General features: G+C 54.7%; 24 protein-coding genes. 13 read left to right on the forward strand and 11 right to left on the reverse strand.

The genetic code is table 11. The annotated features are described in order from the left end of the window. Window positions 1-3: 3 nt before the first annotated feature. From ruvX to IV493_RS02670, 6 genes are all read right to left on the reverse strand, one after another. Window positions 4-423, reverse strand: coding sequence for a Holliday junction resolvase RuvX (gene ruvX / locus IV493_RS02645; RefSeq protein ID WP_013358976.1), 420 nt, complete (start codon window positions 421-423; stop codon window positions 4-6). Further along, window positions 423-986, reverse strand: a complete 564-nt coding sequence (locus tag IV493_RS02650; protein ID WP_013358975.1) for a YqgE/AlgH family protein — start codon at window positions 984-986, stop codon at window positions 423-425. The genes ruvX and IV493_RS02650 overlap by 1 nt, the downstream gene beginning before the upstream one ends. 87 nt (window positions 987-1073) lie before the next feature. After that, a complete protein-coding gene (gene gshB / locus IV493_RS02655; protein WP_147790033.1) occupies window positions 1074-2018 on the reverse strand; it encodes a glutathione synthase in 945 nt (314 codons plus the stop codon). A 106-nt stretch (window positions 2019-2124) separates the two neighbouring features. Continuing rightward, window positions 2125-2856 (reverse strand): 16S rRNA (uracil(1498)-N(3))-methyltransferase, encoded by a 732-nt coding sequence (rsmE, locus tag IV493_RS02660; protein WP_013358973.1) that lies wholly within the window; start codon window positions 2854-2856, stop codon window positions 2125-2127. A gap of 71 nt (window positions 2857-2927) precedes the next feature. Beyond that, window positions 2928-3632 (reverse strand): deoxyribonuclease I, encoded by a 705-nt coding sequence (gene endA / locus IV493_RS02665; RefSeq protein ID WP_107320079.1) that lies wholly within the window; start codon window positions 3630-3632, stop codon window positions 2928-2930. A gap of 76 nt (window positions 3633-3708) precedes the next feature. After that, the gene (locus tag IV493_RS02670; RefSeq protein WP_051926533.1) at window positions 3709-4221 is read right to left on the reverse strand and encodes a SprT family zinc-dependent metalloprotease; all 513 of its coding nucleotides are present in this window, start codon (window positions 4219-4221) and stop codon (window positions 3709-3711) included. 209 nt (window positions 4222-4430) lie between these two features. On the opposite strand from IV493_RS02670, the gene IV493_RS02675 reads away from it, so the two are divergent. Together IV493_RS02675 and IV493_RS02680 are read left to right on the forward strand one after the other, a co-directional pair. Continuing rightward, entirely contained in the window at window positions 4431-5576 is a 1146-nt protein-coding gene (locus tag IV493_RS02675; protein WP_195857688.1) for a glycosyltransferase, read from the forward strand. A gap of 25 nt (window positions 5577-5601) precedes the next feature. Beyond that, window positions 5602-6834 carry an O-antigen ligase gene (locus tag IV493_RS02680; protein ID WP_147790031.1) on the forward strand — a complete coding sequence of 411 codons (1233 nt, stop codon included), beginning with the start codon at window positions 5602-5604 and terminating at the stop codon, window positions 6832-6834. Window positions 6835-6915: 81 nt separating this feature from the next. On the opposite strand, the gene IV493_RS02685 is transcribed toward IV493_RS02680, so the two are convergent. The 3 genes from IV493_RS02685 to IV493_RS02695 form a co-directional block, all read right to left on the reverse strand. Next, window positions 6916-8313 (reverse strand): sugar porter family MFS transporter, encoded by a 1398-nt coding sequence (locus IV493_RS02685; protein ID WP_013358968.1) that lies wholly within the window; start codon window positions 8311-8313, stop codon window positions 6916-6918. A gap of 533 nt (window positions 8314-8846) precedes the next feature. After that, window positions 8847-9998: a methionine adenosyltransferase gene (metK, locus tag IV493_RS02690; RefSeq protein WP_010248851.1), complete on the reverse strand. Its 1152-nt coding sequence runs from the start codon at window positions 9996-9998 to the stop codon at window positions 8847-8849. 257 nt (window positions 9999-10255) lie between these two features. Further along, window positions 10256-10558 (reverse strand): hypothetical protein, encoded by a 303-nt coding sequence (locus IV493_RS02695; protein ID WP_195857689.1) that lies wholly within the window; start codon window positions 10556-10558, stop codon window positions 10256-10258. A 283-nt stretch (window positions 10559-10841) separates the two neighbouring features. Between IV493_RS02695 and speA the strand changes: the two genes are divergently transcribed. The 3 genes from speA to IV493_RS02710 all read left to right on the forward strand — a co-directional run bounded on the left by speA (window position 10842) and on the right by IV493_RS02710 (window position 14514). Further along, the gene (speA, locus tag IV493_RS02700) at window positions 10842-12818 is read left to right on the forward strand and encodes a biosynthetic arginine decarboxylase (RefSeq protein ID WP_071242808.1); all 1977 of its coding nucleotides are present in this window, start codon (window positions 10842-10844) and stop codon (window positions 12816-12818) included. Between the two features lie 170 nt (window positions 12819-12988). Then, a complete protein-coding gene (speB, locus tag IV493_RS02705) occupies window positions 12989-13909 on the forward strand; it encodes an agmatinase (RefSeq protein WP_013358965.1) in 921 nt (306 codons plus the stop codon). Between the two features lie 194 nt (window positions 13910-14103). Beyond that, window positions 14104-14514: a YidB family protein gene (locus IV493_RS02710; RefSeq protein WP_033733689.1), complete on the forward strand. Its 411-nt coding sequence runs from the start codon at window positions 14104-14106 to the stop codon at window positions 14512-14514. 64 nt (window positions 14515-14578) lie between these two features. On the opposite strand, the gene IV493_RS02715 is transcribed toward IV493_RS02710, so the two are convergent. Continuing rightward, window positions 14579-15334: a M48 family metallopeptidase gene (locus IV493_RS02715; RefSeq protein WP_013358963.1), complete on the reverse strand. Its 756-nt coding sequence runs from the start codon at window positions 15332-15334 to the stop codon at window positions 14579-14581. Window positions 15335-15605: 271 nt separating this feature from the next. Here IV493_RS02715 and tkt point away from each other — a divergent pair, with 271 nt between their 5' ends. The 7 genes from tkt (at window position 15606) to IV493_RS02750 (ending at window position 24020) form a co-directional block, all read left to right on the forward strand. Further along, the gene (tkt, locus tag IV493_RS02720; RefSeq protein WP_195857690.1) at window positions 15606-17600 is read left to right on the forward strand and encodes a transketolase; all 1995 of its coding nucleotides are present in this window, start codon (window positions 15606-15608) and stop codon (window positions 17598-17600) included. Between the two features lie 313 nt (window positions 17601-17913). Next, entirely contained in the window at window positions 17914-18933 is a 1020-nt protein-coding gene (gene epd / locus IV493_RS02725; protein ID WP_033733686.1) for an erythrose-4-phosphate dehydrogenase, read from the forward strand. Between the two features lie 51 nt (window positions 18934-18984). Then, window positions 18985-20148 carry a phosphoglycerate kinase gene (gene pgk, locus IV493_RS02730; RefSeq protein WP_013358959.1) on the forward strand — a complete coding sequence of 388 codons (1164 nt, stop codon included), beginning with the start codon at window positions 18985-18987 and terminating at the stop codon, window positions 20146-20148. A gap of 105 nt (window positions 20149-20253) precedes the next feature. Further along, window positions 20254-21333, forward strand: a complete 1080-nt coding sequence (gene fbaA / locus IV493_RS02735) for a class II fructose-bisphosphate aldolase (RefSeq protein WP_013358958.1) — start codon at window positions 20254-20256, stop codon at window positions 21331-21333. A gap of 190 nt (window positions 21334-21523) precedes the next feature. Beyond that, window positions 21524-22405: a small-conductance mechanosensitive channel MscS gene (mscS, locus tag IV493_RS02740; RefSeq protein WP_095706715.1), complete on the forward strand. Its 882-nt coding sequence runs from the start codon at window positions 21524-21526 to the stop codon at window positions 22403-22405. 124 nt (window positions 22406-22529) lie between these two features. Beyond that, window positions 22530-23153 (forward strand): arginine exporter ArgO, encoded by a 624-nt coding sequence (gene argO, locus IV493_RS02745; protein WP_095706716.1) that lies wholly within the window; start codon window positions 22530-22532, stop codon window positions 23151-23153. A gap of 144 nt (window positions 23154-23297) precedes the next feature. Then, window positions 23298-24020, forward strand: coding sequence for an oxidative stress defense protein (locus IV493_RS02750; protein ID WP_033784009.1), 723 nt, complete (start codon window positions 23298-23300; stop codon window positions 24018-24020). Window positions 24021-24364: 344 nt separating this feature from the next. Here the strand turns inward: IV493_RS02750 and IV493_RS02755 are convergent, their stop codons facing one another. Further along, window positions 24365-25270 carry a LysR family transcriptional regulator ArgP gene (locus IV493_RS02755; protein WP_195857691.1) on the reverse strand — a complete coding sequence of 302 codons (906 nt, stop codon included), beginning with the start codon at window positions 25268-25270 and terminating at the stop codon, window positions 24365-24367. Between the two features lie 182 nt (window positions 25271-25452). Between IV493_RS02755 and rpiA the strand changes: the two genes are divergently transcribed. Then, window positions 25453-26112 (forward strand): ribose-5-phosphate isomerase RpiA, encoded by a 660-nt coding sequence (gene rpiA / locus IV493_RS02760; protein ID WP_013358954.1) that lies wholly within the window; start codon window positions 25453-25455, stop codon window positions 26110-26112. Window positions 26113-26207: the final 95 nt, after the last annotated feature.

Consider the following 26207-nt stretch of genomic DNA (forward strand, 5'->3'; position numbering starts at 1 on the left):
AGATCAGTAATGGTTTTCGAACCAGTCCTGCAAAATGATGGCCGCGGACTGTGAATCGACCGACCCTTTGTTGAGCGCGCGATAGCCGCCGCGCTCAAACAGGCCAGCACGTGCTTCTACCGTACTGAGTCGTTCATCCTGCAGCTCTACCCGGATGCCAAAGCGACCGTGCAGGCGGTTGGCAAATTTACGCGCGCGATCGGTCAGCGGCTGCTCGGTGCCATCCATATTCAGCGGCAGGCCGACGACCACGAAATCGGGCTGCCACTCTTTCAGCAGCTTTTCAATCACCTGCCAATCCGGGATGCCATCCTGCGCTTTAATCGCGGTCAGCGGACGGGCGCTGCCCGTGAGTTCCTGACCTACAGCGACACCAATACTTTTGGTGCCGAAGTCGAAACCTAACAGAGTCTGAGTTGACATCAGGCGTGTCCCGCGTCGCTGGCCATGTTGTGAATATCGACGCCAATACTGCGCGCCGCTTCGCGCCAGCGCTCTGAAATCGGCGTCTGGAACAGGATATTGCTGTTAGCTGGCGTGGTCAGCCAGGCATTTTCCATCAGCTCATTTTCCAGCTGATCTTTTTCCCAGGCGCAATAGCCCAGCGCGACCAGCACATTAGTGGGCTGAGACGCGGTGCCGATCGACTCCAGCACGTCACGGGATGTGGTGATAATGGTGTTATCTGAGACACGGATGCTGGAGGTAAAGGTGCGTTGTGCTGAGTGCAGGATAAAGCCACGATCCTCTGCCAGCGGGCCGCCGGTAAACACCGGTTTATCCAGCCTGATGGCCGGGTCGCGATCGTCGGCAGAGATTTTCAGCTTCTTCAGAATGCCTTCAACCGTCAGGTTTTCCATGGGTTTATTGATGATCAGTCCCATTGCGCCCTCTTCGTTATGTTCGCAGAGATAGACCACGGAACGCTTGAAGAAAGGATCCTGCAATGAAGGCATGGCAATCAAAAAGTGATGTTGTAAATTCATTCTCACACGATGTACCAAAAAAATAACCGGCACGCGACGGCCGCACCGGTATTGGGTTGATCACGGAGCCACGCCCCGGCTTCTTGCTCAGCCCAGGCGCTTCTCAATGGCATCCATCAACATGCCGGTGATGGAGATCGGGAACGCAGCCTCAATTTCACGAATGCAGGTTGGGCTGGTCACGTTAACTTCAGTCAGTTTATCACCGATGATGTCGAGACCGACAAAAATCAGTCCTTTTGCTTTCAGTGTCGGGCCAACACGGCGCGCAATTTCCCAGTCGCTTTCGCTCAGCGGACGCGCTTCACCACGACCACCGGCGGCGAGGTTGCCACGCGTTTCACCGCCCTGCGGGATACGTGCCAGGCAGTAAGGCACCGGTTCGCCATCCACAACCAGCACGCGTTTGTCACCTTCTTTGATCGCCGCAATGTAGTTCTGCGCCATGCAGAAACGGCTCTCATGCTCGGTCAGGGTTTCGGTAATCACACCAAAGTTAGGATCGTCTTTCTTCACGCGGAAAATCGACGCGCCACCCATGCCATCCAGCGGCTTCATGATGATGTCGCCATGCTCCTGCCAGAAGGCACGCAGCTGCGCTTTGCTGCGGGTCACCAGGGTGTCAGGCGTGAACTCGGCAAACCAGGCGGTATAGAGCTTTTCGTTACAGTCACGCAGGCTCTGCGGTTTGTTCACGATCAGCGTACCCAGCTCTTCTGCGCGCTCCAGAATGTAGGTCGCATAGATGAACTCGGTGTCGAATGGCGGATCTTTGCGCATCAGCACCACGTTCAGGTCAGCCAGCGGGATCACCTGCTCGCTGCCGAACTGATACCAGTTTTCAGGGTTCTGCTCGACGGTCAGCAGGCGGGTGCGGGCAGAGGCCACGCCACCGCGCATAGAGAGATCGTGCATCTCCATGTAGTGAATTTCGTAACCACGGCGCTGTGCCTCCAGCAGCATAGCGAAGCTGGAGTCTTTTTTAATATTGATGGACGAAATAGGGTCCATCACGATGCCAAGTTTAATCATTATTATCTCCTCGGTGAGGCGGTATTTACCGCCTCGTCTGGTTCGGTCTGCAGTGGGCCGATCGCTCAGGACATCATGCCTGCGCTCTTTCCGCTGAAAGTATCGCTTAACCCAGGTCGCCAAACCTCACCTGAAGTGCCGTAATGGCCGTCAGCGCGGTGGTTTCAGTACGCAAAACACGTGGGCCAAGCAGAATGTCAGTAAAATCGTGCTGTGCCGTCATCGCAATCTCGTCCGCAGACAAACCGCCTTCAGGGCCAATCAGCAGGCGTACCCGCTCAACAGGCTGTGGCAGCGTGTTGATGCTGTGGCTGGCGCGCGGATGCAGGTTGAGCTTCAGACCGCTGTCAGCTTCTGCACACCAGGCTTCCAGCGTCATCGCTTCACGAATCTCCGGCACGCGATTACGGCCACACTGCTCGCAGGCGGCAATAGCAATTTTCTGCCACTGCTGGATCTTCTTCGCCAGACGTTCAGCATCAAGCTTTACGCCACAGCGCTCGGAAAACAAGGGTGTAATGACATTCACGCCCAGTTCGATCGATTTCTGGATAGTGAATTCCATTTTTTCACCGCGCGACATCACCTGACCTAAATGCAGATGCAAAGGTGACTCGCGATCGTCCGGCTGGCTCTCTGTGACCGATACTTTTACACGCTTTTTATCAACATGCGTGATCTCTGCTGCAAAAGTCAGATTAGTGCCATCAAAGAGTTCCAGACGCTGGCCTGCCGTCATCCGGAGTACCCGGCCCACATGATTGGATGCATCTTCATCCAGGGTAATTTCACTGCCGATCTCTAATGGCCCGGCGTGATAGATGCGAGGTATGCGCATAAGGTTCCTGAAACCGGACGCCGCGCTGCGGCGGCGTCATGGGGAAAAAAAGCTAGTGTAGGGCAGGGATTTTAGCGCTGGCAAGCCTGCTGCACATATGGATTGTGATTGCCCTGAACCTTTGCAATGCGCTGGTCGCGTTCGCACTCCCATTTTGTGACAGGATAGAGCTTGTCCCAGGCGGTAAACAGCTGCGTCTGCTGGCGCGAAATGCGCAGATGGTACTGGTCGCGCATATAGAAATAGGTGCGGGCAATGGCACCGCGCGCCCGCGCGGGTGGCTCCGCCTGTTTAAGTTTGAAATCGATCTTCATCTCACACTGACCGTACTGCTTCTCGCTGCCGTTCCATTGACTGTAGGCGAAGTTACCACGGTCGCCATTCACTTCACCCACTGCGGGCTGAAGGTTATGCAAATCAGTTTCGATGCGGCGATACTCGGGATCCTTGCTGCAGTTTTTGCGGCCACCGTCCTGCCAGCACTGGCGCTGATGACCAAACTCCCAGGCCGGCATCACATGTTCCCACTCAATGCGCCCGGCGCGATTGGCGTTCTTGCGCACCTGATAGCCACAGCTGTTGAGATCGGGAATGCCCTTTTTGCCCTGCCACTGAATCTTACAGCCACAGTAGAACGAACCCGGTGCATCGGCGTTAATCGCCGCCGCAAAGGTTTTGGCCTGCTGGAAGTTATTTTGATGATAGTTATTCAGATTAAGAGCGTCAGCGGCAGGTGCAAACAGCAGCGCAACCGCCAGACTTAGTATGCGAGACATATTCCGGATTTCTTCCTGGTACGAAAAAGGGCGGCAGGTTAACAGAATGTGGAATAGGGCGGAATGGGGATTGTTCTCAGGAAGCGACAAACTCGCCTGCGACCAGCAGGCTGCCGCAGTGCACGCAGCGATATTCACTTTCTTTGCGCAGAATACGATTGTGGCGGCGAACCGTCAGCTGATGCTGCTGGCACTGGCAGCGGTAAGCAAAGGTGTTACTGCGCACGGAGGCGATCTCAAACTGATGGGTGCGGCGTGCCGGCACCCCCAGCACCTGCTCCATCATCCACTTCCACTCTTTGCCGTGCGGTGCGACGCGGCCAAACTGTTTCCACACCAGCAGATGCGCCAGCTCGTGCGGCACCACTTCATCGATAAATGCCTGCTGGTTTTCCAGCAGCAGCACCGGATTGATGCGGATCTCCCAGGATGTCAGCCAGGCGGTGCCCGCTGCCGTACCGCGTTGCTGGTAGAGCAGCTTCGGTTCCGGATAATGGGTTTTCAGGGCCTGATTTGCACGCTCAAGCGACTGGCGCAGTGAGCGCATCACGGCCTGCTGCAGGGCAATGGGGAGACGAGGTGTTTTCATGGCGCTCAGAATAATCGCCGTCGCCCAGGAACTCAACGTTACCCGCGAAAACGACAGCGCAGCGACTATACTCATCCGCCAGTTTCGAACCATACGATCCACAGTGTTCGTGTGGCCCGGCGTAGCCCTGCGATTAGTTAAAATTCTGGATTAAATATTGTTACGGTCTTTTTTAGAATATCCTGTTGATAATGTTCACTGCAGAGTGAATGGATCAGAATCGGAAGGCACAGTGTACGGACAACGCAATGAAAAATAATAACATCAGGAAACAGCGTATTGTGCTGGTTACCGATCTCATGGCTGGCCGCGGCGGTATGGAGAATGTGACCTGCCAGCTGATTACCGCCCTGAATAAGGAACCCGGAACGGAAGCAGGGCTGTTTATTATCAACAGCGGAGAGGAGAGCCTCTCCCGTGCCTGGACCGCCAACGCCGTTTTATCAGAGAGCGTCTGCACGCTGCGTAATAAGAAAATAAAAAATCTTATTCACACGCTGAGAATGGCCGCCTTCTTTCGTCGCTATCAGCCCGACCATGTTCTGACCCTCAACACCATTCCCTGTCTGATGACGCGTCGGGCCATTACGCTCTCAGGACGCAAAATAGTGTTGTCGAGCTGGATGCACCTGCCACCGCGGGAGCGCTACCGTCCCCACTATCTGCTGCGGGCCGATCACCATTTTGCCATCAGTAAGCAGATCAAAGAGCAGCTGGTGGAGCTGGGCGCACCCGCTACTGACGTTGACGTCATCTATAACCCGATCCGGCGTAATGACGTGGTTATCGGCAGGCCGCAGGGGCTGAAGTTTCTCTATATCGGTCGCGTCCATTTTCAGCGGCAGAAACAGCTTAAAGATCTGTTTGATGCGTTGAAGCATCTGGATGCGCCGTGGACGCTGGACATTGTAGGTGACGGAGAAGACCTGACGCAGTGTCAGCACTACGTGACGCAACTTGGCATTCAGGATCGTATTACCTGGCATGGCTGGCAGGAGAACGCCTGGGAGTACGTCATCCGCCATATCAGACAGGTCACCTGTCTGATCATGACCTCGAACTTTGAAGGCTTTCCGCTGATCCTGCTGGAGGCGATGTCACGGGGTGTCTACTGCGTCTCATCCGACTGCATCAGCGGCCCGTCAGAGATTATTCAGAACGGTCTCAATGGTCAGCTCTACCCTACTAATGACAGCATGGCGCTGGCCGCTATTCTCAACGCCATGAGCCGGGATTTCCACTTTCCCGATCATCAGGTTATTAAAGCGAGCATCACCGGTTTTTATGAGGAAAATTATATGAAGCATCTGATGAGTGCGTTTAACCGTCTGACTGAGGTTAAGCATGACGAATAAAAGCAGTCGTAATGGATTAACGTTAATGGTTAATGCTTCAGTTATTGCGCTCTGTCTGGCGCTGTCACTGAATATGTTTGTTTCCGGCCTGCCGCAAAAAATATTTTATCTGGTCTCTTATCTCTCCGTCGCATCTGTGTTGTATGGCCTGGTGCGCAGGCGAGTGGCGTTTAAAGAGAACGGTTTTTATGTCGTCCTGTTTGCTGTGCTGATTCTCTTCGCTCTGATCCGTCTGTTCTGGGCGATACACACAAAGGGGCTTGAAACCGCACCCTCAAACGATGCCATCACCAATATCGCCAACTATCTGCTGGGGGCGAAGCGGCTGTTGCTGGGAGCCTTTGTGCTGCTCAGTCTGGCGATTTATGGCAACCGGGTCTCTGCAACCACGCTGCGCATTGGAAAAGTGTTAATTCTGGTCGGTCTGCTGATTACGCTGGGCTTTGGTATTCATGAGCATCTCTATACAGAGAATATCCGCATCAAGCTCACCACCGAAGCGGCCTCGATGTCCTCCTACATGATTCTGTTTATCTACTGCACCTGGCTGTGGCTGAGCCGTTACGAGACGCACGCATACTGGAAGATTGCCGATATCACTGTGCTGGCTGTGACCTTTGCCTTGCTCTACCTGTGCGGCACCCGCGTAACGCTGATTGCACTGATTGCCGTGGGGCTGCTGTTCCTGTTGCAGACCTACCGGCTGTCGCTGCTGACCAACTGGCGAATCAGCGCATTACTGGTGGGCGTGCTGGCGGTGCTGATCCTGATGACCAGTAACCGCTGGGTAGAAGGGATGCAGGATATTGAGAATTATGGGTCAAACAGCTCGACCTCGCTGGGCGCACGCGTGGCTATCTGGGGCGGGGCGGTCAACTTTATTGAGCATCATGGCGGTTTTGCCACGCCGGATGCACGCACCACGGAGGCGCGGGAGTTCATCATGGCGCACTATCCGCTTAATGGTGAAGGCTACACAAACGTTAAGTACAACATGCACAACGAGTTTCTGGAAGTGACGACGCTGCAGGGCTGGCTGGGCGCGCTGTCGCTGGCGCTGCTCTATCTGGCGGTGCCTGGCGGCTGGCTTAAGAAGTGCGATCTGCGCGGCGTGGCGCTGCCAATGCTGGCACTGTTTATCTGCGGACTGACCGATTCGGTACTGCCGTATAATCAGACAGCCACTATTTTCATTATGGCGCTGGCGCTCTGCTGCATACGGCAGCCATTGCCGGCAGGGCGGGTTAGCACGCTTTAATCATGCATTGAACAAATAAAAACGGCGGGGTTTCCAGAGAAACCCCGCCGTTTTTTTTACCGTATTTTTTATCGGGTAATATTAGTCACGTGAACCGATGTCGCGCAGTTTCTTACCTGCCATCAGGTTACGTTCGATGTGTTCCAGCGAGACGTTTTTGGTCTCAGGAATCAGCATCACGGTCAACAGAATGAAGAACAGGTTAAGCAGTGCGTAGACCCAGAAGGTGTTCGCGTTGCCCAGCGTATTCAGCATCGTCAGGAAGGTCGCACCCACGATCATGTTGGCGATCCAGTTGGTGGTCGTGGAAACCGTGATACCGAAATCGCGGCCTTTCAGCGGCTGAATTTCGGAACAGAGCACCCAGATCAACGGACCGGCTGACATCGCAAAACCAACGATAAACATCAGCAGCATACCGACCGCGAAGTACTGTGCGCCCGCGGAGTGAATGCCGAAGTGCAGCATCGTACCCAGCACGCCCATACCAGCTGCCATCACCATAAAGCCCAGAATCAGGGTAGGTTTACGGCCCCAGCGATCCACCAGACCAATAGCAATGAAGGTCGCCAGTACGTTGACCAGACCCACAATCACCGTGCCCCACATCTGCTGGGTGGTGTTGGTGAAGCCCGCGATTTCAAAGATTTTTGGTGCGTAGTACATGATGACGTTCATACCGGTAAACTGCTGCATGACCTGCAACAGGATGCCCAGATAGACCGCACGACGGAAGTGGCTGCTGCTGGTGAACAGACCCCAGCCAGACTGCTTGACCTTCAGGCTTTCACGAATCTCTTCCAGCTCACGTTTTGCCTGCTCACTGGTGTCACGCAGACGATCCAGTACGCGTTGCGCATCGCGGAAGTTGCCTCGCGCCGCCAGCCAGCGTGGGCTGTTTGGCAGGAAGAAAACACCGATCAGCAACAACAGGGCCGGAATGGTGATGATGCCCAGCATCCAGCGCCAGTTGCCGGTAAAGCTGAAGGCGGTATCGGTAAGGTAAGCACCCAGAATACCGATGGTGATCATCAACTGGTAAAGCGAAATCATACTGCCGCGAATTTTTTCCGGAGCGATCTCAGAAAGATAAAGCGGGGCGGTATAAGAGGCAATACCGACGGCCAGGCCCAGCAGAACGCGGGCGCTGATCAGCATTTCCGGGTTTGGCGACATCGCTGACCAGAGTGAACCGATAACGAACAGAATCGCACCGGCCATCAGGCTTTTTTTACGGCCCAGGCGGGATGACATCCAGCCGCTGCCGATAGCACCGACCGCCGCACCAAACATCATGGAACTGACGATCCACTCCTGCTGGTGGGGAGTAACGTTAAAGTCCTTTGCGATAAACGGCAGGGCACCGGCGATAACGCCGATATCCAGACCGAACAGCAGTCCCGCAAGGGCCGCCAGAAAGCAGACAAATAAGGTCATCGCCTTATTTGAAGTTCTGCTTTTGTGTGTATTGCCAGGCATGGGAGCCTCCAGGTTTATCCATCATTGTTTTTATCAATGTTAAAAAACCTTTTGCGGGAAAAAAGTGAGTCTGATCACATCAGTGTAATCGCTTACACACGCTGAAACCCTGAAATTCAGCATATTTTTCCCGGAAAGATTAATTAACCAGTGAGGTATAGCACTCATTAAGTTTCTGACAATGCTCTATTTAGTGGCTATCAGACGACGCTGAAAATAACGCATTTTCAGCATAATAACTACGTGCGTTAATTCCTAAATGTCGGAAAAACAAAGCATTTCAATTTGTAATCGTTAACATTTTGTCGTCAGAAAAAGCGAAAGGAAGTGTAGCTGAGAATGGAAAATTTGCTGCAGAGTGAAAGAGATGCCGGGCAGATTGGTTTTTATAACATCTGACGGTCACCAGTAACTGCGCGGATAAAGCGTTCAGCCTGCATGCGTGAGAAAGCATTCTCTGGTCAGCAATGGGGCTGAAAAGGCGATAAAAAACCCCGCCGCAGGGGCAGGGTTTTCATCAGCAGCTGCTGACCTTACAGGCCAGCGGCTTCACGCAGCAGGGCCGCTTTGTCGGTTTTTTCCCAAGGGAAATGTTCGCGACCAAAGTGACCGTAAGCCGCGGTCTCTTTATAGATTGGGTGCAGCAGATCCAGCATCTGAATCAGACCGTATGGACGCAGGTCGAAGAACTCGCGTACCAGCAGCGTCAGCTGTTCAGTAGAGATTTTCTCAGTGCCGAAGGTTTCCACCATGATGGAGGTCGGTTCAGCCACGCCGATTGCGTAGGAAACCTGGATTTCACAACGGTCAGCCAGACCGGCCGCCACGATGTTTTTCGCCACGTAACGCGCTGCATAGGCTGCAGAGCGGTCAACTTTTGACGGATCTTTACCCGAGAACGCACCGCCACCGTGACGCGCCATGCCGCCGTAAGTATCCACGATGATTTTACGACCGGTCAGACCGCAATCGCCCATCGGGCCGCCGATCACAAAGCGACCGGTTGGGTTGATGTGATATTTGGTTGAGGCGCTCAGCCATTCTGCTGGCAGAACCGGCTTGATGATCTCTTCCATCACCGCTTCCTGCAGATCTTTCTGGCTGATGGATTCCGCGTGCTGGGTAGAGAGCACGACGGCATCAATGCCGACGATTTTGCCATCGTCATACTGGAAAGTGACCTGGCTCTTGGCATCCGGACGCAGCCACGGCAGGGTGCCGTTTTTACGCACTTCAGCCTGACGCTGCACCAGACGGTGCGCATAGGTCACCGGCGCAGGCATCAGCACGTCTGTTTCGTTAGTGGCGTAGCCGAACATCAGGCCCTGATCGCCCGCGCCCTGTTCCAGCGGATCGGTACGGTCAACGCCCTGATTGATATCCTGAGACTGTTTACCAATCGCGCTTAATACCGCACAGGAGTTGGCATCAAAGCCCATATCGGAATGAACATAGCCGATTTCACGTACGGTCTTGCGGGTGATCTCTTCGATATCGACCCAGGCGCTGGTAGTGATTTCACCGCCAACCAGCACCATACCGGTTTTAACGTAAGTTTCGCAGGCCACGCGCGCTTTCGGATCCTGTTCAAGGATCGCATCCAGCACAGCATCGGAGATCTGGTCGGCGATTTTATCGGGATGTCCTTCTGATACGGACTCGGACGTAAAAAGGTGTTTAGCCATTCTGTTCTTTACCTTAAATATGGTTTGAGTACGACTGCATAGCGCCAGTGAGGTTGTCTGACCTGACGCCCCTTCAGGCAAAGCCGCGAGCAGTGAGGTTGTGTCAGCACAGCAGGCCAACACCGCCTGGATAGTAACCTGTTTAGATGGAAAACCATCTGGACGGCTATTTTAGGATAGAGGGTAAACCAATTACCAGCCCTTTTTCTGTTTCAGCATTTAACCTGTTATCGTTATCGACATAATTTGCTGACACTTCACGCAATTCCCGGATAATCTTTTTGCATTTTAGGGCCGTAAACGGTATAAAACGCCGCTGCTTCGAGAGCAGCAGCAAGAATGACGCCACTCTCTGCGTCGCGCCTGTCGGACTCTGATCTGGCTTTCACCCAGGTTGTTTTCCATGTGCCCCTGGCATATGCGGAGGTGATACAAGTAATGAACCACGCTTTTTCTTTTTCCGGTTCTCTGCGCTGCGGCGTGGCGCTGGCTCTCTCCTGCTTCCCATCTGTTTCTCTTTTCTGCCGACACGACGTCCGATGCGGTAATTTTACCGACATAGGCGCCGGCTAATCTTTATCTCTGCTCGATCGGTTTTGTCTCTTCTCTGCGCCCGCGCAGCGGAACGACGCAGATTATCCATGGTCAATAGTGATCGGTTAAATGTTCTCTGTTTCAACGGAGATGGCCAGGGTGTTTTACACTTAACTCTCATGCGTAAATCGCGCTGACGGCAATGTCAGGTGAACAGGACAGTGCATTTAATGTGGCAACAGGTTTTCAGATTAGCGGCCATAAAGCCGGTTAACAGTTCTATCTTTCAACGGAAAATTGAGGTTCGCGATGTCTGACGACATGAAGAATATCAAAGGTTCGTCAGCTGGCGAACAGGGTACACTCCGCTCCATGCAGGAGGTTGCAATGAACGATCAGGATGCGAGCAAAATGTTGCGTACGTACAACATCGCCTGGTGGGGCAACAACTATTACGACGTTAACGAACTGGGCCACATCAGTGTCTGCCCCGATCCGGACCGTCCGGATGTGCGCGTAGATTTAGCCCGCCTGGTGAAAGAGCGCGAAGCACAGGGCCAGCGTCTGCCCGCCTTGTTCTGCTTCCCGCAGATCCTGCAGCATCGTCTGCGTTCGATTAATGCTGCCTTTAAGCGTGCGCGTGAATCTTACGGTTACAAAGGCGACTACTTCCTGGTCTACCCGATCAAAGTTAACCAGCACAAACGCGTCATCGAATCGCTGATTCACTCTGGGGAACCGCTGGGACTGGAAGCGGGTTCCAAAGCAGAGCTGATGGCGGTGCTGGCGCACGCCGGACAGACCCGCTCGGTGATCGTCTGTAACGGCTATAAAGACCGCGAATATATTCGTCTGGCGCTGATCGGCGAGAAGATGGGCCACAAGGTCTATCTGGTGCTGGAGAAGATGACGGAAGTGCGACTGGTGCTGGAAGAAGCAGAGCGTCTGAATGTGGTGCCGCGTCTCGGTATCCGTGCGCGTCTGGCTTCACAGGGCTCCGGTAAATGGCAGTCGAGCGGCGGCGAAAAGTCGAAGTTTGGTCTGTCCGCGACCCAGGTGCTGAAGCTGGTTGAGATCATGCGTGAAGCGGGTCGCATCGACAGCCTGCAGCTGCTGCACTTCCATCTGGGTTCGCAGATGTCCAATATCCGCGATATCGCCACCGGTGTGCGTGAGTCGGCGCGCTTCTACGTCGAACTGGCGAAGCTGGGCGTTAATATCAAATGTTTCGACGTGGGCGGCGGTCTCGGTGTCGATTATGAAGGCACACGCTCGCAGTCGGACTGCTCGGTCAACTATGGCCTGAATGAGTACGCCAACAATGTGATCTGGGCGATTGGTGCGGCCTGTGATGAGCACGGTCTGGACCATCCGACGGTGATCACCGAGTCCGGTCGTGCCGTGACCGCGCACCACACGGTGCTGGTCTCCAACATCATCGGTGTGGAGCGTAACGAGTTCAGCGAACCCGAAACGCCGGATGCGGATGCGCCGCGCCCGATCCTCAGCATGTGGGAAACCTGGCAGGAGATGCACGAGCCGGACACCCGTCGTTCGCTGCGTGAATGGCTGCATGACAGCCAGATGGATCTGTCTGATATCCACACCGGCTACGCGTCCGGCACTTACGATCTCAAACAGCGTTCATGGGCTGAGCAGCTCTATCTGAGCATCTGCCACTACATTCAGCAGCATCTGGATCCCAGCAACCGTGCGCACCGTCCGATCATCGACGAACTGCAGGAGCGGATGGCGGATAAGATCTACGTTAACTTCTCGCTGTTCCAGTCGATGCCGGATGCGTGGGGTATCGATCAGCTGTTCCCGGTCCTGCCGCTGGAAGGGCTGAACAAGAAGCCGGAGCGCCGCGCCGTACTGCTCGACATCACCTGTGACTCAGATGGCACCATAGATCACTACGTGGATGGCGACGGTATCGCGACTACTATGCCGATGCCGCAATATGACGTTGATAACCCGCCGATGCTGGGCTTCTTTATGGTCGGGGCGTATCAGGAAATCCTGGGCAACATGCACAACCTGTTCGGTGACACCGAGGCGGTGGATGTCTACGCACGCGAAAATGGCGAAGTCGAAGTGCAGCTTTCGGATGAAGGTGACACCGTGGCTGACATGCTGCGTTATGTGCAGCTTGATCCTAACGAGCTGATGGCGCTGTTCCGCAATCAGGTGCAGGCGTCCGATCTCGACGACGAACTGCGCGCGCAGTTCCTGGAAGAGTTTGAGAGCGGCCTTTACGGATACACCTATTTAGAAGATGAGTAATCGGCCCTGGCAGCCCGCAATCGCATATTGCAGTTGCCGTTAACTATGTCGATAATCTGAACCACTCAATCCCTTCCTCGTCGGGCCTAACGACGCGGAGGGGATTTTTTTCATCTCAACCTTAATGGCATGCGGGCCTCGCCCGACTTACGCACATAGAGAGAGCAATTATGTATAACACGCTTGGCAATCAGTACGACAACTCCCTGGTTTCTAACGCCTTTGGCTTCATGCGTTTTCCGCTGAATTTCCAGCCTTACGACAGCGACGCCGAGTGGGTTATCACCGGCGTGCCGTTTGATGCCGCCACTTCCGGTCGTCCGGGCAGCCGCCTGGGTCCGGGCGCAATCCGTCAGATCTCAACTAATCTGGCCTGGGAAGGCTGCCGCTGGCCGTGGGATTTCGACCTGCGTCAGCGCCTGAACGTCGTCGACTGTGGCGATCTGGTTTACGCCTTCGGCGACTCGCAGGACCTCTCTGACAAGTTACAGGCCCATGCGGAAAAACTGCTGGCCAATGGCAAGCGCATGATGACCTTTGGCGGTGACCACTACGTTACGCTGCCTCTGCTGCGCGCCCATGCGAAACATTTCGGCAAGATGGCGCTGGTGCATTTCGATGCCCATACCGATACCTACTCCAACGGCCCGACCTTTGACCACGGCACCATGTTCTTTACCGCGCCGAAAGAGGGTCTGATCGATCCACAGCACTCCGTGCAGATCGGTATCCGTACCGAGTTCGACAGGAGCCTGGGCTTCAACGTGCTGGATGCGGCGCAGGTTAATGACCGCAGCGTTGACGATATCCTCGCCGAAGTAAAACGCACCGTCGGCGATCTGCCGGTTTACCTGACCTTCGACATCGACTGCCTGGATCCGGCCCATGCGCCTGGCACCGGCACACCGGTCATTGGCGGCCTGACCACCGATAAAGCGACCAAGCTGATTCGTGGCCTGCAGGGCATGAACATTGTCGGCATGGATCTGGTGGAAGTGGCACCGGGTTACGATCACGCCGATCTGACAGCACTGGCGGCGGCGACGCTGGCACTGGATATGCTGCATGTTCAGGCCGTGAACAAGGGCTAATCCCATTCTGAGCCTGCCGGGCCAACCCGGCAGGCTTTGCGCTGCCACCTGAAGCGGCGCAGTGTCAGTAACGGTCACCATCCGCTTTTTCCCCTCCGGATTTTTCTCCCGCTTTTGACACCGCACGCGCCTCAGGCGTAACCACGCATCAGCAACTAAACTGACTGATATCAATTCTCAACGTGGAGGCAATTATGGGCTTTCTGGATGAACTGGCGGGAGCGCTGCAGGGCAACCAAAGCGACGGGCATCTGCCTGGGCAGCTGCAGGCGGTCTGGCACTGGGTACAGGAGCAGGGCGGCATCGAAGTGCTGCTGCAAAAATTCCAGCAGGGCGGGCTGGGTGAGGTGTTTGGTTCGTGGATCGGCACCGGGACGAATCAGCCTGTAGAACACAGCGACATCCACTCGGCGTTTGGTGAGGCGGAACTGCAGTCACTGGCGGATAAGCTGGGAACCGACGTGAAAGGCGCAGCGGGCACGCTGGCAGTTATCCTGCCGCAGCTGATTGATAAGATGTCACCGCAGGGGCATATGGATGAAGCCTCACTGCACGAGAACAAACTCGATTTAGGTTCGATGGTGGATCAGATATTCAAACGTTAGGCCACAGATACTGACCTGACACGCTCTGCAGGCGCATGCACAATGCACGCGCCTGCCGTCCGTATTACTTCGCGTCAGCAGCAATACGTTCGCGGATGTGCTCGGCGCGCGCTTCAGAAGCCGGGTGCGAGTCAAACATCGAGCTCTGACGTCCCTGTTCCAGTTTCGCCAGTTTCTCAAAGCTGGTGACCAGGCCTTCCGGGTTGATGTTGCGCTTCTTCATCAAATCGTAGGAGTAGTCATCCGCCTGTGATTCCTGTGTCTGGGAGAACTGCGCATTGACCAGTTTTTCCCCCATCTCACCCAGTTGCGACTGCGACAGTGAACCGATCACGCCGCCCACTGAGGCTGCTGCCGTGCGGGCTGCGGTCGTGGCATACGCCAGTTGCATCGCCTTGCGCGTATGACCTAACGCCACGTGCCCCATCTCATGACCCAGCACGCCTTCCACTTCATTGTCAGTCATCATATCCATCAGGCCGCTATAAACGCGGATACAGCCGTTGGCCATCGCCCAGGCGTTAACATCTTTGGTCTGATAGACCTTGTAGTTAGCCGGGACGCCGTTGATGTTGTCGCCCAGCGCGGCCGCAATCTTGTTCAGACGCTGCTGATACTCACTGTTCGCAGGCGCAACCTGATTATCTTTGTCCATCTGCTCACAGGATTTATCGCTCAGCTGCTTAACCTGATCGTCGCTCAGGGTGTACGCCTGAAACGCCTGCGCGCCCGACTGCATCAGTCCATTATTGTCTAAACCCTGACAGCCGCTGAGCAGCGTTGCCAGCCCAAGCGCTAACACCGTTTTCTGGATTTTCATGCTCTATCCCATTCATAACAAGGTAAGAAAAACAAACACCTGAAACTCAGTCAGGTGAATAAACGATTTGGTTATAGCGTGCCAGTCTGCACTTTGCTAGCAGAGTTGGCCGGAAAAGCCATACGAAGCGGTTACATTTAGCGTTTTACAGCATGTACTTTTGCCCCGATTTTCATGTACATTGATGGGCAACTTTTTCCTTGTTTTGCCCACTAACTCATTAATAACAATAAGTTAAGGCGCGAAGCATTAATCCGACCTGGAGTAGAAAATGCCCTCTCGTAAAGAGCTTGCCAACGCCATTCGTGCGTTAAGTATGGATGCAGTACAGAAAGCGAAATCGGGACATCCGGGTGCCCCAATGGGCATGGCGGACATCGCTGAAGTACTCTGGCGCGGCTACCTGAACCACAACCCAACCAACCCGCTGTGGGCCGACCGCGACCGTTTCGTTCTGTCTAATGGTCACGGCTCCATGCTGATCTATAGCCTGCTGCACCTGACCGGCTACGATCTGCCACTGAGCGAGCTGGAAAACTTCCGCCAGCTGCACTCAAAAACTCCAGGTCACCCTGAATATGGCTACACCGTGGGCGTTGAAACCACCACCGGTCCGCTGGGGCAGGGCATCGCGAACGCAGTCGGCTTCGCCATTGCGGAACGCACGCTGGCCGCACAGTTCAACCGTCCGGGTCATGACATCGTAGACCACAACACCTATGTCTTCATGGGTGATGGCTGCATGATGGAAGGTATTTCGCACGAAGTCTGCTCACTGGCGGGTACGCTGAAGCTGGGCAAACTGGTTGCGTTCTACGATGACAACGGCATCTCTATCGACGGTCACATTGATGGCTGGTTCACCGATGACACCGCGAAGCGCTTTGAAGCGTACGGCTGGCACGTGGTGCGCGGCGTTGATGGTCACGATGCGGACGCGATTGCGAAAGCGATCGACGAAGCGAAAAGCGTCAGCGACAAGCCTTCACTGCTGATGTGCAAAACCGTTATCGGCTTTGGTTCACCGAACAAAGCGGGTACGCATGATTCACACGGCGCACCGCTGGGTGATGATGAAGTGGCACTGACCCGCAAACAGCTGGGCTGGAACCACGCGCCATTCGTTATTCCTTCTGACATCTATGCAGAGTGGGACGCGAAAGAAGCGGGCCAGGCAAAAGAGTCTGCATGGGATGAGAAATTCGCTGCGTATGCGCAGGCACATCCTGAACTGGCTGCCGAGTTCAAACGTCGCGTTAGCAACGAACTGCCCGCTAACTGGCAGGAAGAGTCGCAGAAGTTCGTTGAACAGCTGCAGGCGAACCCGGCGAAGATCGCCAGCCGTAAAGCCTCACAGAACGCTATCGAAGCTTTCGGTAAAATCCTGCCGGAATACCTTGGCGGCTCAGCCGACCTGGCACCGAGCAACCTGACTATCTGGTCTGGCTCTAAGCCAATCAACGAAGATGCAGCGGGTAACTACATCCATTACGGCGTGCGCGAGTTCGGTATGACCGCTATCGCTAATGGCCTGGCGCTGCATGGCGGCTTCCTGCCGTACACCGCCACCTTCCTGATGTTCGTTGAATATGCGCGTAATGCAGCGCGTATGGCGGCACTGATGAAGATCCGTCAGATCATGGTCTACACCCACGATTCTATCGGTCTGGGCGAAGATGGTCCGACGCACCAGCCGGTTGAGCAGATGGCGAGTCTGCGTACCACACCAAACATGAGCCTGTGGCGTCCCTGTGACCAGGTTGAATCTGCCGTGGCGTGGAAATATGCCATCGAACGTCAGGATGGCCCGACAGCACTGATCTTCTCTCGTCAGAACCTGGCGCAGCAGGAACGTGACGCTGCACAGCTGGCTAACGTGGCACGTGGCGGTTATGTACTGAAAGATTGCGACGGCACCCCTGAGCTGATCCTGATCGCTACCGGTTCAGAAGTTGAGCTGGCTGTCGGTGCATGGGACAAACTCACCAGCGAAGGCCGTAAAGTGCGCGTGGTCTCTATGCCCTCAACGGATGCTTTCGACAAGCAGAGCGATGAGTACCGCGAATCCGTACTGCCTAAAGCCGTCAGCGCGCGCGTCGCTATCGAAGCGGGCATCGCGGATTACTGGTTCAAATACACCGGTCTGAACGGCGCTATCGTGGGTATGACCAGCTTCGGCGAATCTGCACCTGCGGATCAGCTGTTTGAACTGTTTGGCTTCACCGTCGACAACGTGGTCGCTAAAGCGAAGACGCTGCTGGCGTAAAAACCGGCCAGGCGGGTCTGTTCCCGTCTGGCAGTGAAACAAGAGGGGCGAAATTTTCGTCCCTTTATTTATTATTCCTCCAGTAATAACTGACTATGGCCCGAATTTGTGACGCAGATCCAAATTTAAGCAGTCAGATTGATCACAGTCATTCCTGTTATTCCTTCCTTCTATTATTGTGGCTGAACCGTTTCAGTCGCTGTGCACACCGCCCTGATTTCGGACAATGCCGGGTAAGAATCTCCTGTACAAAATGCAGTGAAACGCTCAGGCTAACGGCACGTTTTTTTCAGTCTGACGTGGCAGGAGAGAAATGACGGTACGGGTAGCGATAAATGGTTTTGGCCGGATTGGACGCAACGTCCTGCGCGCGCTCTATGAAACGGGCCGGCGTGCAGAGATCACCGTGGTCGCCATTAACGAGCTGGCAGAAGCCACCGGTATGGCGCATCTGCTGAAATACGATACCAGCCATGGCCGTTTTGCTTTCGACGTCCGTCAGGAGCGCGATGTGATGTGGGTGGGGGGTGATACCCTGCGTATTCTGCACCGTGCAGACATTGCCGATTTGCCCTGGCGTGAACTCGACGTGGATGTGGTGCTGGACTGTACCGGCGTCTATGGCTCGCGGGCTGATGGCGAAGCGCACCTGCAGGCTGGTGCTAAAAAAGTGCTGTTCTCTCATCCCGGCGGCAACGATCTCGACGCCACGGTGGTGTATGGCGTTAACCAGCAGGCACTGACCGCCAGTGACCGCATCGTCTCCAACGCCTCCTGTACGACGAACTGCATTATTCCGGTGATTAAGCTGCTGGATGATGCGTTTGGAATCGAATCCGGCACTGTCACTACGATCCACTCGGCGATGCACGATCAGCAGGTGATCGACGCCTATCACAGCGATCTGCGCCGCACACGTGCAGCCAGTCAGTCGATCATCCCGGTAGATACGCGTCTGGCGGCTGGCATTACCCGTATTTTTCCGAAATTCAACGATCGCTTTGAGGCGATAGCCGTTCGCGTCCCGACGATTAACGTGACGGCCATTGATCTCAGCGTTTCTGTGCATAACGCGGTGACAGCGTGTGATGTTAACACCCTGTTGCGGAGCGCGGCAGAAGGGGCATTTCGTGGTATAGTTGACTATACGGAATTACCGTTAGTCTCAGTAGATTTTAACCATGATCCGCACAGTGCCATTGTGGATGGAACACAAACGCGGGTCAGCGGTCAACACCTTATCAAGACCCTGGTCTGGTGTGACAACGAATGGGGCTTTGCTAACCGAATGCTCGACACGACGTTAGCGATGGCCGCAAGCGGTTTCAGGTAAGACGCGGTTTGCGTCTGGCAAAACTTATGAGAATCAACGAGAGGGTTCACCATGTCTGTAATTAAGATGACCGATCTGGATCTGGCTGGCAAACGCGTTCTGATCCGTGCCGATCTGAACGTACCAGTTAAAGAAGGTAAAGTGACGTCTGATGCACGTATCCGTGCTTCTCTGCCAACCATTGAAGCGGCGTTGAAACAGGGCGCGAAAGTAATGGTTACCTCCCACCTGGGTCGTCCGACCGAAGGTGAGTACAACGAAGAGTTCTCGCTGCTGCCGGTAGTTAACTACCTGAAAGAGAAGCTGAGCGGCACCAATGTGACCCTGGCAAAAGATTACCTCGATGGCGTTGAAGTCGGCGCTGGCGAACTGGTGGTGCTGGAAAACGTTCGCTTCAACAAAGGCGAAAAGAAAGACGACGAAGCACTGTCTAAAAAATATGCTGCGCTGTGCGACGTATTTGTGATGGACGCCTTTGGTACTGCGCACCGTGCGCAGGCGTCTACCCACGGCGTCGGCAAATTTGCTCCTATCGCCTGTGCCGGTCCGCTGCTTTCTGCAGAACTGGAAGCGCTGGGTAAAGTTATGAGTAACCCGGAACGTCCGCTGGTGGCTGTTGTTGGCGGTTCTAAAGTCTCTACCAAATTTGACGTGCTGCAGTCTCTGGTCAAAATCGCGGACACCGTGATTGTGGGCGGCGGTATTGCTAACACCTTCGTGGCTATCGACAACAATGTCGGTAAATCACTCTATGAACCAGACTTCGTTGAAGCGGCCAAAGGCCTGCGCGATCAGCACGGTATCCCGGTTCCGACTGACTCACGCGTCGGCACAGAATTCTCTGAAACTGCGCCAGCGACCGTGAAAAAGGTTTCGGAAGTGGCGGATAACGAAGAGATTATGGACTTTGGTGACGAAACCGCACAGGCGATGGCGGCTATCCTGAAGGATGCTAAAACCATCCTGTGGAACGGCCCGGTGGGCGTGTTTGAGTTCCCTAACTTCCGTAAAGGCACCGAGATCGTGGCGAACGCCATTGCAGACAGCGATGCCTTCTCTGTTGCTGGCGGTGGCGATACCTTAGCGGCTATCGACCTGTTCGGCATTGAAGACAAAATTTCCTACATCTCTACCGGCGGCGGCGCGTTCCTTGAATTCGTTGAAGGCAAAAAACTGCCTGCAGTTGCTATGCTGGAAGAGCGTGCGAAGCAGTAATCCTTTGGGGGCGATGCCTGGCGGCATCGCCTGAAGTCTTGCCCGTCTGGGCGTTTAAATCGATGTTCCCGAGCGGGAACAACGGTCACGAAACAGGACACAATCATGTCTAAAATTTTTGATTTCGTAAAACCCGGCGTTGTCACTGGTGATGACGTACAGAAGATCTTCAAAGTTGCGAAAGAGAACAAATTCGCACTGCCAGCCGTAAACTGCGTCGGCACCGACTCTATCAATGCCGCACTGGAAGCCGCTGCGAAAGTTAAAGCGCCAATCATCATCCAGTTCTCTAACGGCGGTGCTGCATTTATCGCGGGTAAAGGCTTCAAGACTGATAAACCACAGGGCGCGGCCATTTTCGGCGCTATCGCGGGTGCACACCATGTTCACCTGATGGCTGAGCAGTATGGCGTGCCGGTTATCCTGCACACCGACCACTGTGCCAAGAAACTGCTGCCATGGATCGACGGTCTGCTGGACGCGGGTGAAGAGTATTTCCAGAAAAACGGTAAACCACTGTTCTCTTCTCACATGATCGACCTGTCAGAAGAGTCTCTGGAAGAGAACATCGAGATCAGCAGCAAATACCTGGCGCGTATGGCGAAACTCGACATGACGCTGGAAATCGAACTGGGCTGCACCGGTGGTGAAGAAGATGGCGTGGATAACAGCCACATGGACGCTTCTGCACTCTACACTCAGCCGGAAGATGTGAACTACGCGTATGAAAAACTGCATGCGATTAGCCCGCGCTTCACCATTGCGGCTTCATTCGGTAACGTACACGGCGTTTACAAGCCAGGTAACGTGAAACTGACCCCGACCATTCTGCGCGATTCGCAGAAATATGTGTGTGAAAAACATGGCCTGCCGCACAACGCGCTGGACTTCGTTTTCCACGGCGGTTCAGGTTCTTCAGCTGCAGAAATCGAAGAGTCTATCAGCTACGGCGTGATCAAGATGAACATCGATACCGATACCCAGTGGGCAACCTGGGACGGCATCCTGCAGTACTACAAAAAGAACGAAGGCTATCTGCAGTCGCAGCTGGGCAACCCGGAAGGCGACGACAAGCCAAACAAAAAATACTACGACCCACGTGTCTGGCTGCGTTCTGCCCAGGCCTCTATGGTCGTGCGTCTGGAGCAGGCTTTCAAAGAGCTTAACGCTGTCGACGTGCTGTAACTGACATTCAGTTATCGTACAAAAAAGGCCCGAAAGGGCCTTTTTTTATGCAAAATTTTCGTAAAAACGCGCTTTAAAGCCCGACGGTTTGGCGCTTAAGGGGATAATTGATTACCCTTGATGGCAGGGTGTCGGATGTCATCTGGCAGTTTTTTCATTCCCGGTGGGAATCTAACAACAGGGCTTATTAATGGAAGATTTACACGTCGTCGACGGCTTAAATAACGCAGGTAACTGGCTGATTCGCAATCAGGCGCTGATCATCAGCTATGCCGTGAATATCGTTGCCGCTATCGCCATCATCATTATCGGGATGGTCATCGCCCGTATCATCTCTAATGCCGTAAATCGCCTGCTGCGCGCCCGTCATATCGACGCGACCGTGGCAGACTTCCTCTCCGCGCTGGTGCGCTATGGCGTTATCGCGTTTACCATTATCGCAGCCCTGGGACGCATTGGAGTACAGACTGCCTCGGTGATTGCTGTACTGGGTGCTGCTGGTCTGGCAGTTGGTCTGGCCTTACAGGGATCGCTCTCAAACCTGGCCGCAGGCGTCCTGCTGGTCACCTTCCGTCCGTTCCGTACAGGCGAGTTTGTTGATTTGGGCGGTGTGATGGGAACCGTACTGCATGTGCAGATTTTCTCCACCACGCTCCGGACCGGGGATGGCAAAATTGTGGTGGTGCCAAACGGTAAAATCATCAGCGGAAACATCGTTAACTTCTCGCGTGAGCCGGTTCGTCGCAATGAATTTATCATTGGCGTCGCTTATGAAGCGGATGTGGATGAAGTCATTGCCTTACTGCAGCAGGTCGTTGAAGCCGACAGCCGTGTATTGAAAGAGAAGGGTATTCAGATCGGTCTTAACGAACTGGCCGCTTCCTCCATGAACTTTGTGGTGCGCTGCTGGAGCAACAGCGGAGACCTGCAGGACGTTTACTGGGATCTGCTGAAGAACTTCAAACGTGCGCTGGATGGTAAAGGAATTGGTATTCCTTATCCGCAGATGGATGTGCATCTGCATCAGAAATCCGTGCCTGAAGCCGTCGAAACCCAGCTTCAGTCGCAATAATCAGTCAATGGGCGGCGCCCGTCGCCCATTAATTTTGCTAATCGCAGATTAATTCTTTCAATTTCCGCTAATCATTTCCTCTCTTTATACTTCTTCGCATCTGACCATGTGAGGACGTACTGCTGTGATATCTCTCTACTTTCAGGGGCTTGCCCTCGGCGCCGCGCTGATACTGCCGCTGGGGCCGCAAAACGCATTTGTGATGAATCAGGGTGTAAAACGTCAGTACCATCTGATGACGGCGGCACTCTGCTCGCTGAGCGATATTCTGCTGATATGCGGCGGCATCTTTGGCGGCAGCGCCTTGTTGAGCCAGTCTCCGCTGCTGCTGATGGTCATCACCTGGGCGGGCGTGGCTTTTCTGCTGTGGTATGGCTGGGGCGCGTTGCGCAGTGCTTTTCGCGGTGAGGCCGATCTGACGGATGGTGCGCCGTTAAAGCAGAGCAGGGGACGCATCATTGCGACGCTGCTGGCGGTAACCTGGCTCAATCCGCACGTCTACCTCGACACCTTTGTGGTGCTGGGCAGTCTTGGCGGTCAGTTGCCGACTACCACGGCGCGTCAGTGGTTCGCGCTGGGCACCATCAGTGCGTCGATCCTCTGGTTCTTTGGCCTGGCCCTGCTGGCCGCGTGGCTCTCACCGCGCCTGCGTACCGCGAAAGCCCAGCGCATTATTAACCTGTTGGTGGGCGCGGTGATGTGGTTTATCGCCCTGCAGCTGGCGCGCCAGGGCATTGCCGGTTTTTGATCCCGGCTGCGATCCGCGCCGGTAATTGCCGCACCGCAGGCGAACTTTTGCCATAATGACCACTCAAAGCATGGCGCATACCGATGCGCTTTTGGGCTTCGCCGGTTGGAAGCCGTCATAGTGACCTTTTCAAGGAGGACTTTCATGAAACTGAAAGCATTGGCTCTGGCCGCAATTATGAGCGCCGGGGCATTGCCTGGCGTACACGCTGATGAGTTACCGAACGGACCGCACGTGGTGACCTCAGGCAAGGCAACGGTCGATGCCCGTCCCGATATCGCGACGCTCTCAATCGTGGTGAACGTGTCGTCGAAAGATGCTGCAGATGCGAAAAAGCAGGCGGATAGCCGGGTTGCGCAATATTTCGATTTTCTGCAGAAAAACGGCATTGAGAAGAAAGATATCGATGCAGCTAACCTGAGCACACAGCCTGAGTACGATTACACCAAAGAGGGTAAATCGGTACTGAAAGGCTATCGCGCGGTGCGTCAGGTGCAGGTCACCCTGCGTCAACTGGACAAGCTGAACGATCTGCTGGACGGGGCGCTGAAGTCTGGTCTGAATGAGGTACGCAGCGTTGAGTTAGGCGTGGCAAACCCGGAAAGCTACAAAGAGCAGGCGCGTAAAGCCGCGATTAAGAACGCGACTCAGCAGGCCTCACAGCTGGCTGAAGGCTTCAACGCGAAGCTGGGATCCATCTACAGCATTCGTTATCAGGTTGCCAACTATCAGCCGATGCCAATGAACCGCATGTATAAAGCGGCAGCCGCGGCAGATACGTCGGCGCAGGAAACCTACGATCAGCAGAGCATCAACTTTGACGATCAGGTAGATGTGGTGTTTGAGCTCAAGCCCAACACGCCATAATGCGAAACGGGGCTGATGTCCCGTTTGAGATTGTTGACAAAACCTGGCCTGGTTCGCTGTGAGACGGTGCCTGCACAGGAAACAGGGTCAGATCGGAAAGTCGCTAAGGCCAATCCCTGGCCGCTCGGCCCGCACAATTACGCACCTCATCCCTGAGGTGCGCCCGTGACCGGGCCAACGCGTTGCGTTGTTCAAAAACGCTCCCGGCGTTTTTGTCCCAGGCCGCGGGACGCTTTCCTCTTCTGACCCTGTTCCCTTCGCGTTTAACTTTTCTGTTGTTGTAAGACTCCTGGTTATCCCGATTTGTCAGCAACAAAAACGGGGCTTTCGCCCCGTTTTTGTTTTCAGGCTGCCACGTCATCCTGCCGCAGCACCCGATGTCCATGCGTAATCAGCGCATCGGTCACCCGACGCATTAAGCGGCTCTCCGGCGCAAACCGATGCCAGTAGAGCATCCGGCGCTGACACAATCCCGGCGTCAAATCGATTAACTCACCGCTTGCCAGCTCACGCTCAATCTGAAGATGCGGGATCATACAGCAGGTTGAACCCTGCCGCGCCATCTGCACAAAGGCTTCAGAGGAGTTCACGATGTGGCAGGGCACGCTGCCGGGTGAAAGATCAAAGTTCTGCTGCAGGAAGGCTTGATGCATATCATCAAGATGATCAAACGCCACCGCAGGCGCTTTCAGCAGGGCTGAGCGCGTGACGCCGTTAGGAAAGAAGCGATCGGCAAAGTCGCGTGACGCGACAAACAGATAGTCGAGAGCACCGAGCTGATCCACCAGACAACTCGGTAGCGGCTGCGGCTGAATACTCACAGCACCGACTACTTCACCCCGACGCAGACGCTCCTGAGTGCGGGTTTCATCTTCGACCTGCAGATTCAGACGGACAGGGGAATCTGCCAGCACATCTTTCAGCGCAGGCAGCAGCCAGGTCGCCAGACTGTCGGCATTGACCGCCAGCGACAGCAGCAGCGGCGTGGTGCCACTGTTCTCATCGCCCAGCCACTCCTCTTCCAGCAGCTCTACCTGATGCAGTAACGCCAGCAGTTTTTGCCCCTGTTCAGTCGGACGCGGCGGCACGGTGCGCACCAGCAGCGGCTGACCAAACAGGTTCTCCAGCTGCTTGATACGCTGTGAAACCGCCGATTGGGTGATACACAACTTTTGTGCGGCACGCTCAAAGCCGCGTTCGCGGATCACTGAATCCAGCGCCTGAAGCGTTCGATAATCCGGGCGTTTCATTCTTCTTCTCTCTCCTTCAGGGTGGACGTCACTATGCCACAAAAGTGTCACCTGTGATGGCTCGCTTGTTTTTTGTGGGCTGGCTTCCAAAGCGTTAAATCCACGTCGGACAGCCGAGCATTTTCAGCAAGCCTTGTTTTATACTACGCGCACTTCGTTGTCGCACAGGTTTTAAACATACCATGACCCAGGATGAACTGAAAAAAGCCGTTGGCTGGGCTGCACTTGACTATGTGCAGCCGGGCACCGTTGTTGGCGTAGGCACCGGATCCACCGCTGCCCACTTTATTGATGCGCTGGCCACGGTCAGGCATCAGATCGAAGGTGCCGTCTCCAGCTCCGACGCTTCTACCCAGAAGCTGAAAAGCCTGGGCATTCAGGTGTTCGATCTGAACGAGATTGACCTGCTGTCGGTTTACGTTGATGGCGCGGATGAGATCAACCCACAGATGCAGATGATCAAAGGCGGCGGCGCAGCGCTGACGCGTGAAAAGATCGTAGCCGCGGTGGCCGAGACCTTTATCTGCATCGCTGACGCCTCAAAAGAGGTCGATGTGCTGGGGCGTTTTCCGCTGCCAGTCGAAGTGATTCCGATGGCGCGCAGTTACGTGGCGCGTCAGCTGGTGAAAATGGGCGGCTTACCTGAGTATCGTCAGAACGTGGTGACCGATAATGGCAACATTATTCTCGATGTGCATAATCTGCGCATTCTCGATCCGATTGAGCTCGAAAAAACCATCAATGCCTTGCCGGGCGTCGTTACCGTTGGTCTTTTTGCCGCGCGCGGTGCCGATATCGCATTAATTGGCGGTCCTGATGGCGTGAAAACCATCAAAAAATGATCTGTCTGGCGCTGTAAAGGCGCCGGTTATTTCGGCCTGCAAATCATCTTTTCTCACGTCGGTGAAATTTGGTGACTTATGTCACATAACCGTCA

The sequence above is a fragment of the Pantoea sp. SM3640 genome, assembly GCF_015654165.1.
Classification (GTDB): domain Bacteria; phylum Pseudomonadota; class Gammaproteobacteria; order Enterobacterales; family Enterobacteriaceae; genus Pantoea; species Pantoea vagans.